Raw genomic sequence first — 13,529 nt, forward strand, 5'->3', positions numbered from 1 at the left:
TATAACAACAACCACTTGTATGCGTCAATGTCATTGTATTGCACTTTTTGTTATTCGCTGTATAGTGATTTATATGAACAATAGAATTCTGAGTGTTGAGATATTGAATGCACCTCATTTTTATACTCTCTATGCTGATGGTCATGAGGACACCATGATTGAAAAACCAAACGGTGTTGAATTACTCTATCCCCCTCATGCTGTGTTATTTCTGTATTACACATTCCCTGCTCATCGAAGAGTATATTGTGTAAGAAATTCTGAAACTGGGAAAAGCTCTTTACCTGGCTTATCCATGCCAGTATCGATACTATTTAAGCAGTATGCCTCTCGGGTTGATAAAACAAAACGCGCAGTCTCATATCTTCGGAACACTATCCTGATTATACATATTCATTATCTGATTCGTTTTATACACGACTTGGAATACACTTGCTCACAAAAGGCAAGCTATCGTATGAAGCGATTGATTCATTACTTCAAAGGAGTCTTTCTCATGGATGTTTTACTCACACCTGATGTTATATCTCGTCTTGATATTGCAAGTGTATCAATTCATAGTACGAACACAATACAACCTTCCGTTGTATTTGCTTTTTCAAAATCTCATATCTCGTTCATTTCAAAAGAAAAGCCAGATCAATTCATTGATCCCACCTTCGTGAAGATTACAACCAGATTGGATTCATTTTCACTTCCGGTATCATATGAAACGACTATGCAAACAAAAACAAGACATTGGATATTCACCTTTTCTTATTCACCGGACACAATCGAGCCGCCTTTGCATGATACATGGATGACCCTTCTCGATATTACACACGTTCAGCGGTTGCGCGCCGATGTACGCGTGAGCGCATCTAAGAAGAATATAGATGCGCTTCGCATGAATCCAATGGCGACTGAAGTCTTTTTCATGAAACAAAATTGGATTGTTCTATACAGAATATTTCTTTTTCAGGAGCACGATTGCTATGCATTGAAAACAACTTGATCGAAGGCGACGACAAGCTAGTACTTAAAATTCCATTTACGTCTCCCAGTGAAATTGCAACCCTTCGCGCTGTCGTATTGCGAAAACAGATAATTGATATTGCCGGAACTTCTTGTGTGATATTGCGGTACGTTTTTTTGAACCAATCGATTTAGTACTTCGCTCACGTCTTGCCGACTACTTTCAAAAACAATCTATCGAGAATTAGCTTCATGTGAAGCTAATTCTCTCAAGCCATAAATTAGCTTCACATGAAGCTAATTAACTGAGACCGATTAAGCCCTGAACACTCTGGTTCAGGGCTTTTTTTTCTTCTAAACTTGTCTAGCTCTCTCTAATCATAACTTTTCTGGTGTGTGGTACAAATAAGTCCATACCATACAAGGAAATATATCGCAAGTGTGGTACTAATGAATCTATGTGGTACAGATATATCTATATATAACAAAGAATTAACCCGCCTTGTACCACGCCCTTTATCTTGCCCTGTATGCGGGCCAGTAGGATATCATTGACAAGCCCACATCTTCTTCATTGATGAGAATTAGCTTCATGTGAAGCTAATTTAATTAGTAGCTTGATAACCTCGAATTTGGGAAAATAGCTTCATGTGAGGCTAATTCTTTCTTGTCTGTCGCGGAACTTAATTTTGCTCTAGATACTATCCACATGAGGAGGCCATTAAAGAGCCGGACGATTGTGGATAGTATCTCGCATGCTACTATGATTTTTTTGTATAGAAGATTAAGCAGCAGGGCAACAGGTTTATAAACACCTGTTGCAAAGAAATATATGATTCTATTTTTCCGTTCTTAGTAATGAAGTTGAAATCCACGCAGTGCCAGCAAATAACTCTTCCGACTCAACATTTGCCCAATTTCCTTCAACACTTAATATCGTTACATAGGAATCTTTTTTTATCACTTTTAGTATTTCAAACGTTGACCCTGGACCTGTTCGTAAATTAGCATCTTGAATAACATGAACCTTGCTTCCTACGTCGGACGAGGATATTGTCGTTTTCGGTGTTTCTGAAGTTTTTGCCTTTTCCGAGGGAGTACTGGATTTGCCACCATTATGATAATGGTAGGTTCCTGTCTTTCTGTTATAGTGTCCTCCATTCGCATCAGTTCTCCCACTATGACCAAATGTTAGTGTTGCACATACACTCAGAAATAATAAAACCATTAAAGACTTTTTCATAAGTTCCTTCCTTAACAAGCAAAAGATTCTTTATTATCTATTCAAATATTGAACAAATCTATTATAAAATAATTTATGTTCTTAACAGCCAAAATAGCTTCATGTGAAGCTATTTCATGACTACGGCACGTAATTTTTTTCGTGAATCCTTCCATTCAGAACTAATTTGGTGATAGTAACAGAGAGCTTGCTCTTTGCTTCCTTGTTTGTAGGATTCTGGATACTGCTCTGGTTCTTTCATTTTCCTGTTATTAAATCGATTATGATGTGATTGGTTTCAGTTGCCCTTTCATATGCTTTAATTACCCCAGAATAATTATTGTTTATTTGAAGTTCTATAAATAGCTTTCCAAAAATATAGTGATATGAGTTCTTAGGAAAAAACAACAATTCTTCTGTCGCTTCCATATATTGCTTGCTACTCGCAAACCAGTACATCAGTTTTACGCGTGCCTCCATGTGATCCGTTTCATCAAGTGTGAGCAAATATTGAAACTGTGATATTGCATCAGTGGTTAGATTCTCATCCCACAATGCTGTTCCATATCCATATATACTACGAAGATATGGGCGGAATTGTATGCTCCAGAAATTCCCTATGTATTCATCAAACTCGGTTTGATTTGTACGTTCAAGAAAACTCTCCAACCCTTTTTTATAAAATTCTAAACGTTTCTTATTACTTTTTGCATACAAGGCAAGGATATTGTATGCATCACAACATAAGGGATCGAGTTGAAGCGCTCTTAACGCCATAGTTTTTTTTTCTTCAGTTTTTATTGAGTCCCAGGCATCCCATACATATTCACGGGCTTGCTGAATCGGGTCAAAGAGCATTTTATTTCTTCTGCCATGGCCGTCTCCTTACGTTAACTCACCTTGCTATCCTTTTTCGCATTTACTCGGAGGTATTTATCTATAAGAATTTGAGTGACTTCTGGCATATGAGTATATAAATGACGATTGTCATAAAAATCGCAGAAACGAATATCATAAAACGATTTACCGCACATAGCTTTTATTCCAATTTTTTCGCTCATTACAATTGTAATTTGCTTGTTTCGACATTCCGGTGCATCGATAACGAACTTAAAGTTCTCGAATGAGAACACTCCCTGGCTATGGTTTTCCGAATAACTCGTGCTGTTAAAAGCGTATCCAGGAATGTGGTGTCTTCCAAAGGTACAAATCGGCTATCATCTTTTGCAGGAGGAACAGAAAATTGTTTATTAAATGTTCTATATATACCTGTGTTAAGAAAGAATTTGCTTCTTCAATTGTCTTAATTCCTCGTATTCGAAATTCTGTCGGTAAACGCCCTGAAGTGTTTGCCATAATCGCTCAATTCTTCCTTTAGCTTCGGGTGATCCCGCTGGAAATAAGGAAATATCTAATTCTTCAAGAATTTCTCCCATTTGTGTTTTTGCTTCAGATTTCCCTTTTAATTGTCCTCTATACTTATTTTGTCCCTATCTTTTCGATTTACAAAGAACACACCTACACGATCCGGGTAAATATTTAAAGGTATTCCATGGTTTTCAAGTGTTTGACGTGTTACTTCAAGATATCCTAGAAGACATTCATTTTTGCACAAGTATAATCCAGTGATTTTTCCTGTTGCATCATCTTGATATCCGTGGAGCGAATACTTTCTCCAGTATTAAGCCAATCATAAGGACTTGCATCTGCTTGAAGCAATTCTCCAAAACACTCTCTTCGTGGTCTTGGAGGATGCGGTTGCTTAATTTCCTTGGCCGCCGTCGTTTCGGACTTTTTATACCTGCATTTTTTAAAATATTCGTTATTGTTGTTTTGCTATAACGAATTCCTTCATATTCCGCTAATAATTCTCTAAAGTGAACAAAATTTGTTGTTCGGTATGCATCAGACTGTTTTAACTCGACTATTCGTTTTTAATTTCCTCAGGGATTTTTTGATGCAGGCGCTCGTCCTTTGTTCCCATGAATAAAAGCTGCTGCGCCGATCGTTCTATAGGCTCGTTTTAGCTGTTTAACCCGTTGTTGAGTAATTTTCAAACGATCAGCGCATTCAGAAACAGTAAACATTCCTTCGCATGCACCCTTGATGAAATACGCTCGTTCAAAGGTTTTTTGTAATTCATTTCCATAACTTTACCTCTTTTCAAGAATTTCATATAATTTACAATAACTAGTAAAAAGAATCTTTATTAGTTATTGGTAAATTATCAAAGTGCTTGACAGATACATAGTAATCAACATAAACGCTATCCCGACCAATTCAAGCAGCACCGCATCGAAGAGCAATTTTTTTCTCTTCCTGTTATTTCTTTCATACCTGTTATTGAAGAATAGCTTCAATCTTCCGGAAATAATTGCTTCATACGTTGCATTTCGTTCTGTTTTATCGATCACGAAAACAATCTCGAGTTCTTTTTTACTGAACAACTTGATAGTCCGCATTCTTAATTCATTGAGAAAATCCGAAGAGAAATACCGTTCTTCGTATCCTCTGATATCAAAATCGGAAAAAGATCATCGTAATTATCTATAGCGATTTGCACACTCATGGCACCCTCAACCAATACTGCGCCGACGGCGAACAGCCGATACTTAGTATAACACTTGAAGTTAGAAACCCGCATTATAAGCACAGCAGCCGGATGCCGTTGCCGGTTATATTTCCTAAAAAGGCCGACTATTTCGCTTGTACCGTTTGATAATCATTGCAATAAAAGGGTTTATCTCTCATAGCAACCTGAGTCAAAACCTTTTTTTGAATTTCCATTAAACCCAAGCGATTCATAAAATTGATGCGCTTCGATCCTTTTTGAACTGCTTAACAATACTACTTTATAGCAATTATTCGCTTTTGCTAGTTCAACGGCATTTCCACCAATATTTTGCCTATTCCTTTTCTTCTGTGTCTGATTGAATGATGACATTTTCAATTATTCCATAAGGCCTGCCGGATCGCGTTAAATTGTCGATTATTGCTATATTACAGGTTCCGACATTCATTATCCTCAATCGCAACTAAATACGTCAGCACATGTTGGAATTCGCTTTTTTCCAAATGGCTTCCGCGTTGGTAAATCCAATTCATCACTTCCGGATTCAATTCTTATACAAATCAAGTATCTTTGGCAGATCATTAATTGACGCTTTTCTGACTTCATTTTTTCCTCCATCGCCGTGGCGATGATCGCGAGCAAATTATAACCAGCCCTCAAGAAGGGTAGATATAATAGAGAAATTATACCCCAAAACCTATGCCGCCGAAACAGGCTACAGAAAAGACTATTGGAATTAGTACTTCAAGTATTTTATCATAAAATTCACTGCTTTTAAGGGAAAAAAGTGTAAGCATCCTTTTTATGCTGCAAGAGATTTGCATCTCATTGCGATCGATCTTGTTGACAACTCAGCCTGCTATAGATACTATTGTTTCCACTATGAAGACGGCAGAAAACTCGTTAATTACAACCTTGATCGGTTTGCGCGGAACGCACGCGCGTGCGTATATACAGAACCCATGTGGGACTTTCCATGAGCCTCTGTCTCCCCTATGCGTCTATTTACATGCTGGCGCTCGGCATTAAGATGCCGACATCGGCTTATTGACTACGGTCGGAATGTTGTCGCAGGTGGTGTTCGGACTGCTCGCGGAGTCATCACCGACAAAATGGGACGCCGCAAAACCACGGCGGTCTTTGATTTCCTTGCCTGGTGCGTGCCTGCGTATCTGGATGTTCGCCCAAAATTTCTGGTCTTTCTTGGAGCCCAGCTCGTCAACGGATGTGGAAGGTGACGCAGAATTCCTGGGACTGTCTTCTCGTAAAGATGTGGAAAAAGACCAGATAACCAAGGTCTATTCCCTCGTGATCATCGCAAGCCATCTCTCGCTCTCTTCGCGCCGATTGCGAGCTTCCTTGTCGCCCGGATATCCCTCGTTCCCGCGGTCAGGATTCTTACCTTAACGCTTTCATCGTCATGACCGCCAAGATATTCATCCTGTATGCCGCGTCCCATGAAACCTCGACCGGCGTAGTGAGAATGCGGAAACAAAGGGGAAAAGCATCCCATCGCTCCTTGCGGGATACGGAGGGTTATCAGAATCATTCTCCGCTCGAAGGGAAGCATATTCTCCCTCGTCATCGCAGCTCTCGTGGGCGCCGTCGGCATGGTGAACACCACCTTCTGGCAGGTAATCGCAAGCAGAAAGCTCCTCGTGCCGGACGCTGTTCTGCCCTTCTTCCCGATGCTGAATCGTTCATTGCCATGTTTTTTCTGTTCACGGTAATCCCGAGGGTAACCGCTACCCCCGACTACAAAAACCCTTGCTCTTTGGTTTATTTCTTACTTCATCGGGCAGAATATACTGGCCCTCATCCCCGCTCCGGCACACGCGCTTGCTGCCCCGGGATACGCGCTCCTTGCTTTTTCGCTGGCGTTCGACGGTTTCGGCGCAGGCATTCTCGCGATGCTGGCGGAATCACTCGTCGCCTTGTACGTAGACAAAAAGGAGCGCGCGCGGGTTATGGCCGTCCAACACATGATCATCATGCTGGCTACCGCCCCCTTCGGCTGGATAAGCGGACTCCTGTCCAGTATTCGCGAACCCTGCCGTTCCGGCTGACTATCGTGCTGATATTCCTGGCATTATCACCACGTTGCGATACTACCGGACGATCGAGGACTGTCACGAAAATCAAGTCGATTAACACTACTTGATTTATAGTCGATATTTGATTTCAGTCCTCCTGCATGTACCGAAGCCGGAGGAACGGGCGGCTTTGGGCGGGTCTCAGGCTGAACGGTTAGCGTATAGCGATGTTTTCTTCAAGCGAGCGCAGGGCGCCGGTCATTGTATCGTTTGAGACGAGACCGGATTTTCCGAGGAAAATGAAGAAGAGGTTTTTATTCTTGGGCATAGTGACGGAATCCAGTATGAAAGTTCGTGAATCTTGCCGGCTTTTGAATTGCCTTCCTCGACATACGGGACGCCTGAGTACGGTGTTTTCTTTCAAGCGCGTAATTCTGCCATTCGTCATGGAAGGTTTTCGGCAGGCGGGATCAGGTTCGGTCATGCGCATGATATAGGCGAAGTGTTCGGGTCGAACCTCCGCGAGAATCGCCCTGCGCACGTCCCAGACGGGTTCGTCGTTTTTCAACAGGAATTAAGATTAATAAGCATGAGGGTTTTATCCTCGATCGGAACGACGGGGTCGAAAGCCTTCAATGAAAAATCTCCGGCATCAAGAGCCGCAGTTTTGCCGTTTTCGTACGAAAACGACATTTGTTTCAGCGGGCCTGAAAGAAAATCGGGACGAGCGAAAAAGGCCTTCCATTCTTCAGTGTTCCCATATACGAAATCCCGACGAAGTCCACCAAATGTTTCATGTCCCACATCCAATCGGTTCGATCCGCGCTGGAAATGTCCTTGTACAGGAGAGAAACGCCCTGAGGTGTCGGAGTCGAGAAAATAATGATCATCTGGTCGGCGTATTCATCAGCCATTGATGTATATCCCACCGGCGGCCCCAACGATCTACATGAGAACCGGTATACAAAGGATCGCCCATGGAAGTAATGCGGACGCCGATATCGGAAGACGTCACTTTGCGTTCGTATTTTATGCCTTTGACGATATGATCCATGAGAATCCTGGGATTATCAGTGTATTCGGCGGGGGGACGGAATCAGGATTTCTATATCGAGAAAAATATGCCTGAATTCTCGTACGGCTCGCCCCAATACACTTTGCCGTTCTCTCCGATGTCGGAGGAATTCGCCTGTATGTTCGACATGAACCAGGAATTATCGTTGCTCCCCTGCAGACACAATTGCGGAAAAGCCGAGACATAGATGGAGTTCAGAACCTTCAGCGAATTCGGGCCGTTCGGGAAGAGATCATCCCTGTTTTCTTCCAGAAGAGCCGCCATGCCCTCGGAAGCGATTTCCCGATTTCTGAGAGACAGCCACTGTACGAGATCACGATAGGGCATCGGCAAGGCCGTCTCTTTAACCGTGGTGCGCGTCAGTTTTTTTGTGAATATCGAGAAACCGAAATTCAGGCGCGAGTATAGTATCGCTTTGCCGGGAATGATGTCCTTCATGCCGAGCGCATAGCAGAAATCGTCCTTTTTGCTGAGAACAATCCCGATTACCTTGAAAGAAGAATCGAGAAGAGGTCCGCCTGAGTTTCCGGGATTGGTCGCGATGGAGCTTTTCAGGTATTCCCATTCGCCGTTTTCCGGTTCGGGAAGCGTATCGAGCAGGCGGCCTTCGCGTATGACGATGCCCTCGCCGTATGCATTGCCGGCGGTATATATCGTTTTGTTGAACTGCGCTTCATCCGCGATTTCGAACCATGAAGAGCACTCGAAGTCTTTTACGGTGAATACCACATAATCCCTGTTCGACGAGTAGGAAACGACGGTATCGATTTCGCGGACTATCTCCTCGGTCTTGCCGCTGCCGGTACGTATTTTTTGCCGAATGTAGCGTTCGGTGAATACAAGAGAATCCCGATCGAGGCCTAATACATGGGCTGCCGTCACCAGTTCAGTCCGGCTGACGGCGAAAGCGGTCCCCAGACCGATGTACGGATCGTTCCGTTCCTTGAAATCGAGAAGGTTCCAATGGGGTTCAGCCTCATATGAAAGAGAATCCGAAGTTGGTTTCTTCGCAACGACTTCGTAGCAATTGGAGTTTATCATTTCTACTGTTTTTGAATTAATCGCGGCGCCCTCTCCCCTGGCTGAGTCGCGGAGGAGGGCAGGAAGCAAAACCGACCAGGAACACCGCTGCGAGAATGACTGGAAAGACTGTCTTTTTCATGAAATCACCTTACTATGTATGGGCATTTTACGTGATGAACCCCTAGTATATAACGTAAATCCCTAACGAGTAAATCTCGATATTGCGGATTACGGAAAAGGAGAGACGGTATGAGAAGATTAGCGGCGGCGGTTATTTTTATTGCGGTAGTGCTTGGGCCTGCGGCGGCGCAGAAGAAAAAGGCGGCCGAATACGCGAAGGAAAACGACTTTTCCTTTTTCTTTCCCGAATACAAACATACTCGAAATTTTACCGACATAGACGAGGCGTACGATCATATCGAGGCGTCGATGCATAAGCTGAAAAAGACAATCGGCATGCCGAAGGCTAAAGGACTGGCGGCGAAACTTATCGGTCCAGAACGCGCGGACAAAAAGCCGATCAGCGTCTCGTACTTCCTTTCGGCTAGCGACTCCAACGGCGCTGTGAATGTACACAAGGAGGGATCCGGGATCGAGTCTTCTTTGAAGAATCTGATAACCGCTTCGATCGTATACGTCGTGTTCTGCGACGATAGAGCTGTTTCGATATCCGAGTTCTACATTAAAGACGGATACCGTTTCAGTTCTAATTCGCAACCGAAAAGTTTACCTTCGGGAAGGACGAATATTCTGCCGTGTATCCCTTCGGGTGGGGCCTCGACAAAGCCTTCGAGTATCTGAAAAAGGAACGAGACTGAATCCTGAGATTCGATGCAGCGTCGCTCCCCTTTCGTTACATCATCCTGCCTGCTGCGCGCGCGAGGAATTTCCGGGGGGCGAAGCGGGTGAAAAAGGCGGTCAGTTTCCAGATAGCGGTCGGAAGAATAGCGGCTTTGCCTTTTTCGGCCGCCTTGAGGGCGCGGCTGACGACGAGGGAGCTCGGTACGAGACCCTTCATGCCGTGGTCCTTTTTGTTCGCGGCGATTTCGAAGAACTCGGTGGCGACGGGGCCGGGGCAGAGAGCGGTAACAGAGATGCCGCGGGCTTCGAGTTCTACGGCAAGGGCTTCGCTGAAGCTGAGCACGTAGGACTTCGAGGCGGCGTAGACGGCCATCGTGGATATCGGAAGGAAGGCCGCGAGGGAGGCCACCTGTATGATGGAGCTACCCGTTGCCATGTACGGGAGCGCGTCGTAGGTGAGCGCGGTCAGGGTTCGCACGTTAAGGTCAACCATGCCCAGGTTGTCGCCGCGCGAAAGGTCGGAGAAATTCCCGATCTTTCCGTAGCCTGCGTTGTTCACGAGGATGCGCACGGAAGGCTTCTCGGCGGCAAGCTTCGCCGTGATAATCGAGATGCCTTCGTCGGTAGACAAGTCGGCTTCGATGATGACGGCGCGGGCATTCTTCAATTCGCCGGCGAGGGATTCAAGGCGCGCACGTCTTCTGGCGACGAGCCAGATTTCGTCTATTCCTTCCCGCCCGTCTATCTGCCGGGCGAAGTCCGAACCCATTCCGCTGGAAGCTCCGGTTACTATGGCAATCTGTTTCATTCTGTTTTTTCCTTGAGCGATACCGTTAATATCAGCATACCGAAACAGGAAGGCTACTCAATTTTTTCCGCTCAGTTTCCCGTTTGGGCTTTGGTGAAAGCGTCGATGAGGACGCGGTTCGCCCAAGCGGGATCGGGGTAGCCGCGGTCGTTTCCGTAAATTCCGAAGGCGCTTTCGTGCCAGGTGTGATAGTTGTAGTTGATCGAGTACTCGGCAAGGATGTCCAGGATATCGGCGATCCAGATTTCTCCGCCGCGGTTCTCCGCGAAAGCTTCGCGCATCAGGCCGAATTCACCGATGTAAAGCGGCACGTTGCGCGTTTTTCCGTAGTCGGCGTACTCCCTGAAGACCGATTCAAGATACGCCTTGTTCCACACATGGACCGAGTCCGCGGAGTAGTAATCGAGGCGGACGACGACGCGCGACGACGGATCGGCTTTCTTGATTTTAACCCAGCCGCTCGCCTTGTACCCGTTGCCTTGCGTGATTTTCAAGGGAGAGCCGTGGTCGCTGATGTTGGCGTCGCCGGTTGAGCCGCTGATCTCAAGCGCAGTTTTTGCGGTGCGTCCGCCCGCTTTTTTGGCGAACGAGCCGCTCGAGTCTTCAGACCAATAATACCAGCCTGACTCGGAATCCGCCGCTGAGCGGTATACGACGCCGAGGGATCTTCCCTCGGGATCGAACTCTTCTATTTCCAGATCCGAGACGAGAACTGAGCCCGAACGGCCGAGCGAGCGGGCTTGAACGGTCGGGTGGCCCAGTTTGAATCTATCGTTCGCGGGATAGTGAACGGCCCCTTCGAGGTAAATCCACCCGTCGCGGTCTACAGGAGCGGCGGGATTGGAGTCGGTAAAACCGGCCCATCGTTTATTTTTCGCCTCGATCCGGTTTTGTCGGGCCAGACGGCATACGAGCCTTTATAGCTTGTCCAACTTGCATTTTGGTGACTAAAGGGCATCGGATCGTAGAGGTGGAATTCATAAACGAGTTGTCCGCTCGGATCTTTCAGTCCCTGGGGGAAGTAGAGGTTCTGTTCGATTTCCGCCGTTGTTCCGTTTTTAAGCCAGATGGCGCGCTCGACGAAGATGAGGTGGCGCTGGTTGACGGAGCGGATCGAGTCGATGAGGTTTTGCGCGAGGGTTTCCCACTGCTTCATGCCGGAGACGGAACGGCTCGTTGAGGATGCCGAGCCGAGAACGCCGCTTTCGCCTGCGTACCTGCGGGCGATTTCCTTCCAGAGCGCGCCGAGGCGTTTCTGGTTAGCGGGGTTGTTCCACAGGGCGTCGCCCTGCCCGATCGACTGGTAGCGCCCTGGGGATAGTGCATGTTGAGAAGAACGGATGCCCTGCTTTTTCGCGGCTGCTATGTTTGGTCGAGCCAGGCGAAGCCCGCTTCCTTGTAGGCGTAGGGTTTAGAGTCGTCTTCGAAGAGCCCGTAATTGATGTAGAAGCGCACCGAGTTAAAGCCCATCGCGGCTGCCGCGGCGTAGTCGTCCATCGTGTGGTGCGTAAAGCCGTTCGCGCTCGAAGGATTCGACCACACCGAGTTCCCGAACGCGACCCGCGCACCGTGTACGGAGAGCCGTCCGGCTCGACAGCAGGGTTCCCGAGCCTGAATCAGATCTCCCCTATCCTGCCCGGTTACAGGCGCTGTCGACAGTCCGGAACCGGACTTCTCGCCTGTTCCTGCGGAATATGCGGAGAAACTGCGAAAAACACGAAGGCGAGGAAAGAAATCAAAGAAGATAAAAAGGCGAATTGTTTTGAGCGAAGTGTATTCATGAGGTCAAGTATACACCAGGACGAGGGGGCGGCGTAGTAGCGTTTTCTTGCCTATACCTACGGTAGGTATAGGCAAGAAATACCTGCGAAGCCAGGGGGAGCCGCGTCTTGAGAGCTATCGGGAAGGGGCGCAGCCAGTCGCTAAAGGGAGAGCTGTTCCCCCTCCTCCGTTCTTGTATTCCGGGCCGGCAACGCTGATCCGGGCTATGAAAGGGCATGGACTACGATTTTCTGGATTGGGCGCGGTTTTGGGCGTTCGCGTTTTTGTACGCGAGGGCGGCGGTAGAGGACGCGAGGACGATGAGGATGCATACCCGTCCACTGGAGGCGGCAGCGGTTCTGTTTTCGGCGGAAGGTTTCGCGCATTCTGCAGGGTGCGCGGGAGCGGGTTTGTGGTTTCTCGCGGCGAGGACGATGGCGGACGCTGCGGCGGGAGGAAGGAAGACGGCGGGAACGGGACCTTGCGGCGTGCATGCTGCTAGGCGCTGGGGAGGATTCGAGTTCGCGGCGAAGGCGATAACGGCCGGGACGGTTTTGTGCACGGGGCCCTCGTCGATGCGGAATTCAGGAAGGGGAAACGGAGGATGCCCTTTGTGCCGGCGCTCGCGGCGGGTGCGTTGTGGACGATCGCGTCGGGGACTTGCGTCGGGTTTTCTGTCCGGTTGAGGCTTGCTGTTTTTTTTGAAGCGGATATTGGGCCAGAAAGACGGATCGAGGGCGATGTCGGGGCATGGAAGCATTAGTATCGCTCGCTTCGATGTCATTTGCTTGTTCGCATCATCGCCCGCTCGCTCGCTCGCGGTCTGTCTCGCTCTTTGTCTCTGCGCTTCGCCGCGAGGGCGGAAACAAATTCAGGCGGGAAGCTGAAAACCGCGGCCTTCGATTTTGTGAACCAGGAGTACGGGGATATTCTCTACGCGTTGTCTCTCTGGAGCGGCTTTACGCTGACGGCCGACGACACGGTGAATGGGCGGGCGACGTTCCGGTATCGGGGCGCCGAGTTCCGGGAGGCGTTTTCGCTTTTTCTGAAAACTGAAAATCTCTATGCGCAGGAATCAGGCGGGGCGTGGACGGTGTCGAGAATGTCGCTTTCACGGACCGACGGCGGGTCGGAAGCAAACGGCGGGTCGAGCTCGGCAAGCGGCGGCGATAAAGATGCCGAATGCGAGTGGGTTCTGGACGCGTCGGGGGTGAGCGCGGAGAAGATGCTCGAACGAATTTCGAGGGAGAGCGGGCGGACCATCGTGTGGGAGGTGCTGC

The 13,529-nt window shown here is 47.5% G+C and carries 19 protein-coding genes; 4 read left to right on the top strand and 15 right to left on the bottom strand.

Annotation, left to right across the window (positions count from 1 at the left end):
- Positions 1-73: 73 nt before the first annotated feature.
- Entirely contained in the window at positions 74-994 is a 921-nt protein-coding gene (locus K7J14_RS06990) for a hypothetical protein (RefSeq protein WP_230754703.1), read from the top strand.
- Positions 995-1,792: 798 nt separating this feature from the next.
- On the opposite strand, the gene K7J14_RS06995 is transcribed toward K7J14_RS06990, so the two are convergent.
- From K7J14_RS06995 to K7J14_RS16365, 4 genes are all read right to left on the bottom strand, one after another.
- On the bottom strand, positions 1,793-2,197 hold the full coding sequence (locus K7J14_RS06995; protein ID WP_230751993.1) for a YHYH domain-containing protein: 405 nt from the start codon (positions 2,195-2,197) through the stop codon (positions 1,793-1,795).
- A gap of 237 nt (positions 2,198-2,434) precedes the next feature.
- Entirely contained in the window at positions 2,435-3,034 is a 600-nt protein-coding gene (locus tag K7J14_RS07000; protein WP_230754705.1) for a hypothetical protein, read from the bottom strand.
- A 32-nt stretch (positions 3,035-3,066) separates the two neighbouring features.
- Complete coding sequence (locus K7J14_RS07005; protein WP_230754708.1) at positions 3,067-3,237, bottom strand: hypothetical protein; 171 nt, start codon at positions 3,235-3,237, stop codon at positions 3,067-3,069.
- Between the two features lie 882 nt (positions 3,238-4,119).
- Complete coding sequence (locus K7J14_RS16365; RefSeq protein ID WP_408033968.1) at positions 4,120-4,263, bottom strand: hypothetical protein; 144 nt, start codon at positions 4,261-4,263, stop codon at positions 4,120-4,122.
- 2,395 nt (positions 4,264-6,658) lie between these two features.
- On the opposite strand from K7J14_RS16365, the gene K7J14_RS07010 reads away from it, so the two are divergent.
- Positions 6,659-6,814 carry a hypothetical protein gene (locus K7J14_RS07010; RefSeq protein WP_230754709.1) on the top strand — a complete coding sequence of 52 codons (156 nt, stop codon included), beginning with the start codon at positions 6,659-6,661 and terminating at the stop codon, positions 6,812-6,814.
- Between the two features lie 181 nt (positions 6,815-6,995).
- Here K7J14_RS07010 and K7J14_RS07015 read toward each other — a convergent pair whose 3' ends face one another.
- From K7J14_RS07015 to K7J14_RS07030, 5 genes are read right to left on the bottom strand one after another with little or no spacing between them, the layout of a single operon-like run.
- Complete coding sequence (locus tag K7J14_RS07015; RefSeq protein WP_230754712.1) at positions 6,996-7,349, bottom strand: hypothetical protein; 354 nt, start codon at positions 7,347-7,349, stop codon at positions 6,996-6,998.
- Positions 7,346-7,474, bottom strand: a complete 129-nt coding sequence (locus K7J14_RS16105) for a hypothetical protein (protein WP_269062386.1) — start codon at positions 7,472-7,474, stop codon at positions 7,346-7,348. The genes K7J14_RS07015 and K7J14_RS16105 overlap by 4 nt, the downstream gene beginning before the upstream one ends.
- Positions 7,475-7,479: 5 nt before the next feature.
- Positions 7,480-7,695, bottom strand: a complete 216-nt coding sequence (locus K7J14_RS07020; protein ID WP_230754714.1) for a hypothetical protein — start codon at positions 7,693-7,695, stop codon at positions 7,480-7,482.
- Complete coding sequence (locus K7J14_RS07025) at positions 7,668-7,835, bottom strand: hypothetical protein (protein WP_230754716.1); 168 nt, start codon at positions 7,833-7,835, stop codon at positions 7,668-7,670. The genes K7J14_RS07020 and K7J14_RS07025 overlap by 28 nt, the downstream gene beginning before the upstream one ends.
- A gap of 51 nt (positions 7,836-7,886) precedes the next feature.
- A complete protein-coding gene (locus K7J14_RS07030) occupies positions 7,887-8,897 on the bottom strand; it encodes a S1 family peptidase (protein WP_230754718.1) in 1,011 nt (336 codons plus the stop codon).
- Between the two features lie 231 nt (positions 8,898-9,128).
- Between K7J14_RS07030 and K7J14_RS07035 the strand changes: the two genes are divergently transcribed.
- Positions 9,129-9,680 carry a hypothetical protein gene (locus K7J14_RS07035; protein WP_230754721.1) on the top strand — a complete coding sequence of 184 codons (552 nt, stop codon included), beginning with the start codon at positions 9,129-9,131 and terminating at the stop codon, positions 9,678-9,680.
- Between the two features lie 52 nt (positions 9,681-9,732).
- Here K7J14_RS07035 and K7J14_RS07040 read toward each other — a convergent pair whose 3' ends face one another.
- The 6 genes from K7J14_RS07040 to K7J14_RS07065 all read right to left on the bottom strand — a co-directional run bounded on the left by K7J14_RS07040 (position 9,733) and on the right by K7J14_RS07065 (position 13,009).
- Positions 9,733-10,488 (bottom strand): SDR family NAD(P)-dependent oxidoreductase, encoded by a 756-nt coding sequence (locus K7J14_RS07040; RefSeq protein ID WP_230752005.1) that lies wholly within the window; start codon positions 10,486-10,488, stop codon positions 9,733-9,735.
- Between the two features lie 71 nt (positions 10,489-10,559).
- Positions 10,560-10,982 (bottom strand): cellulase family glycosylhydrolase, encoded by a 423-nt coding sequence (locus K7J14_RS07045; RefSeq protein ID WP_230754723.1) that lies wholly within the window; start codon positions 10,980-10,982, stop codon positions 10,560-10,562.
- Positions 10,983-11,311: 329 nt separating this feature from the next.
- Positions 11,312-11,869, bottom strand: a complete 558-nt coding sequence (locus K7J14_RS07050) for a cellulase family glycosylhydrolase (RefSeq protein WP_330165592.1) — start codon at positions 11,867-11,869, stop codon at positions 11,312-11,314.
- Positions 11,851-12,030, bottom strand: a complete 180-nt coding sequence (locus tag K7J14_RS07055; protein WP_230754725.1) for a hypothetical protein — start codon at positions 12,028-12,030, stop codon at positions 11,851-11,853. Before K7J14_RS07055 ends, K7J14_RS07050 begins: the two co-directional genes overlap by 19 nt.
- Before the next feature lie 98 nt (positions 12,031-12,128).
- Positions 12,129-12,269 (bottom strand): hypothetical protein, encoded by a 141-nt coding sequence (locus K7J14_RS07060; protein ID WP_230754727.1) that lies wholly within the window; start codon positions 12,267-12,269, stop codon positions 12,129-12,131.
- A gap of 221 nt (positions 12,270-12,490) precedes the next feature.
- A complete protein-coding gene (locus tag K7J14_RS07065) occupies positions 12,491-13,009 on the bottom strand; it encodes a hypothetical protein (protein WP_230754729.1) in 519 nt (172 codons plus the stop codon).
- A gap of 24 nt (positions 13,010-13,033) precedes the next feature.
- Here K7J14_RS07065 and K7J14_RS07070 point away from each other — a divergent pair.
- The coding region (locus K7J14_RS07070) for a hypothetical protein (RefSeq protein WP_230754731.1) at positions 13,034-13,529 on the top strand (496 nt) is incomplete at its 3' end.

Source organism: Teretinema zuelzerae (genome assembly GCF_021021555.1).
GTDB classification, from domain to species: Bacteria; Spirochaetota; Spirochaetia; order Treponematales; family Treponemataceae; genus Teretinema; species Teretinema zuelzerae.

What these genes read in the sequence shown, in the direction of transcription:
- K7J14_RS06990 (WP_230754703.1), top strand. Translation starts at nt 74, where the DNA reads ATGAACAATAGAATTCTGAGTGTTGAGATATTGAATGCACCTCATTTT.
- K7J14_RS06995 (WP_230751993.1), bottom strand. Translation starts at nt 2,197, where the DNA reads ATGAAAAAGTCTTTAATGGTTTTATTATTTCTGAGTGTATGTGCAACA.
- K7J14_RS07000 (WP_230754705.1), bottom strand. Translation starts at nt 3,034, where the DNA reads ATGCTCTTTGACCCGATTCAGCAAGCCCGTGAATATGTATGGGATGCC.
- K7J14_RS07005 (WP_230754708.1), bottom strand. Translation starts at nt 3,237, where the DNA reads ATGAGCGAAAAAATTGGAATAAAAGCTATGTGCGGTAAATCGTTTTAT.
- K7J14_RS16365 (WP_408033968.1), bottom strand. Translation starts at nt 4,263, where the DNA reads ATGTTTACTGTTTCTGAATGCGCTGATCGTTTGAAAATTACTCAACAA.
- K7J14_RS07010 (WP_230754709.1), top strand. Translation starts at nt 6,659, where the DNA reads ATGCTGGCGGAATCACTCGTCGCCTTGTACGTAGACAAAAAGGAGCGC.
- K7J14_RS16105 (WP_269062386.1), bottom strand. Translation starts at nt 7,474, where the DNA reads ATGTCGTTTTCGTACGAAAACGGCAAAACTGCGGCTCTTGATGCCGGA.
- K7J14_RS07020 (WP_230754714.1), bottom strand. Translation starts at nt 7,695, where the DNA reads ATGGCTGATGAATACGCCGACCAGATGATCATTATTTTCTCGACTCCG.
- K7J14_RS07025 (WP_230754716.1), bottom strand. Translation starts at nt 7,835, where the DNA reads ATGGATCATATCGTCAAAGGCATAAAATACGAACGCAAAGTGACGTCT.
- K7J14_RS07030 (WP_230754718.1), bottom strand. Translation starts at nt 8,897, where the DNA reads ATGATAAACTCCAATTGCTACGAAGTCGTTGCGAAGAAACCAACTTCG.
- K7J14_RS07035 (WP_230754721.1), top strand. Translation starts at nt 9,129, where the DNA reads ATGAGAAGATTAGCGGCGGCGGTTATTTTTATTGCGGTAGTGCTTGGG.
- K7J14_RS07040 (WP_230752005.1), bottom strand. Translation starts at nt 10,488, where the DNA reads ATGAAACAGATTGCCATAGTAACCGGAGCTTCCAGCGGAATGGGTTCG.
- K7J14_RS07060 (WP_230754727.1), bottom strand. Translation starts at nt 12,269, where the DNA reads ATGAATACACTTCGCTCAAAACAATTCGCCTTTTTATCTTCTTTGATT.
- K7J14_RS07065 (WP_230754729.1), bottom strand. Translation starts at nt 13,009, where the DNA reads ATGCTTCCATGCCCCGACATCGCCCTCGATCCGTCTTTCTGGCCCAAT.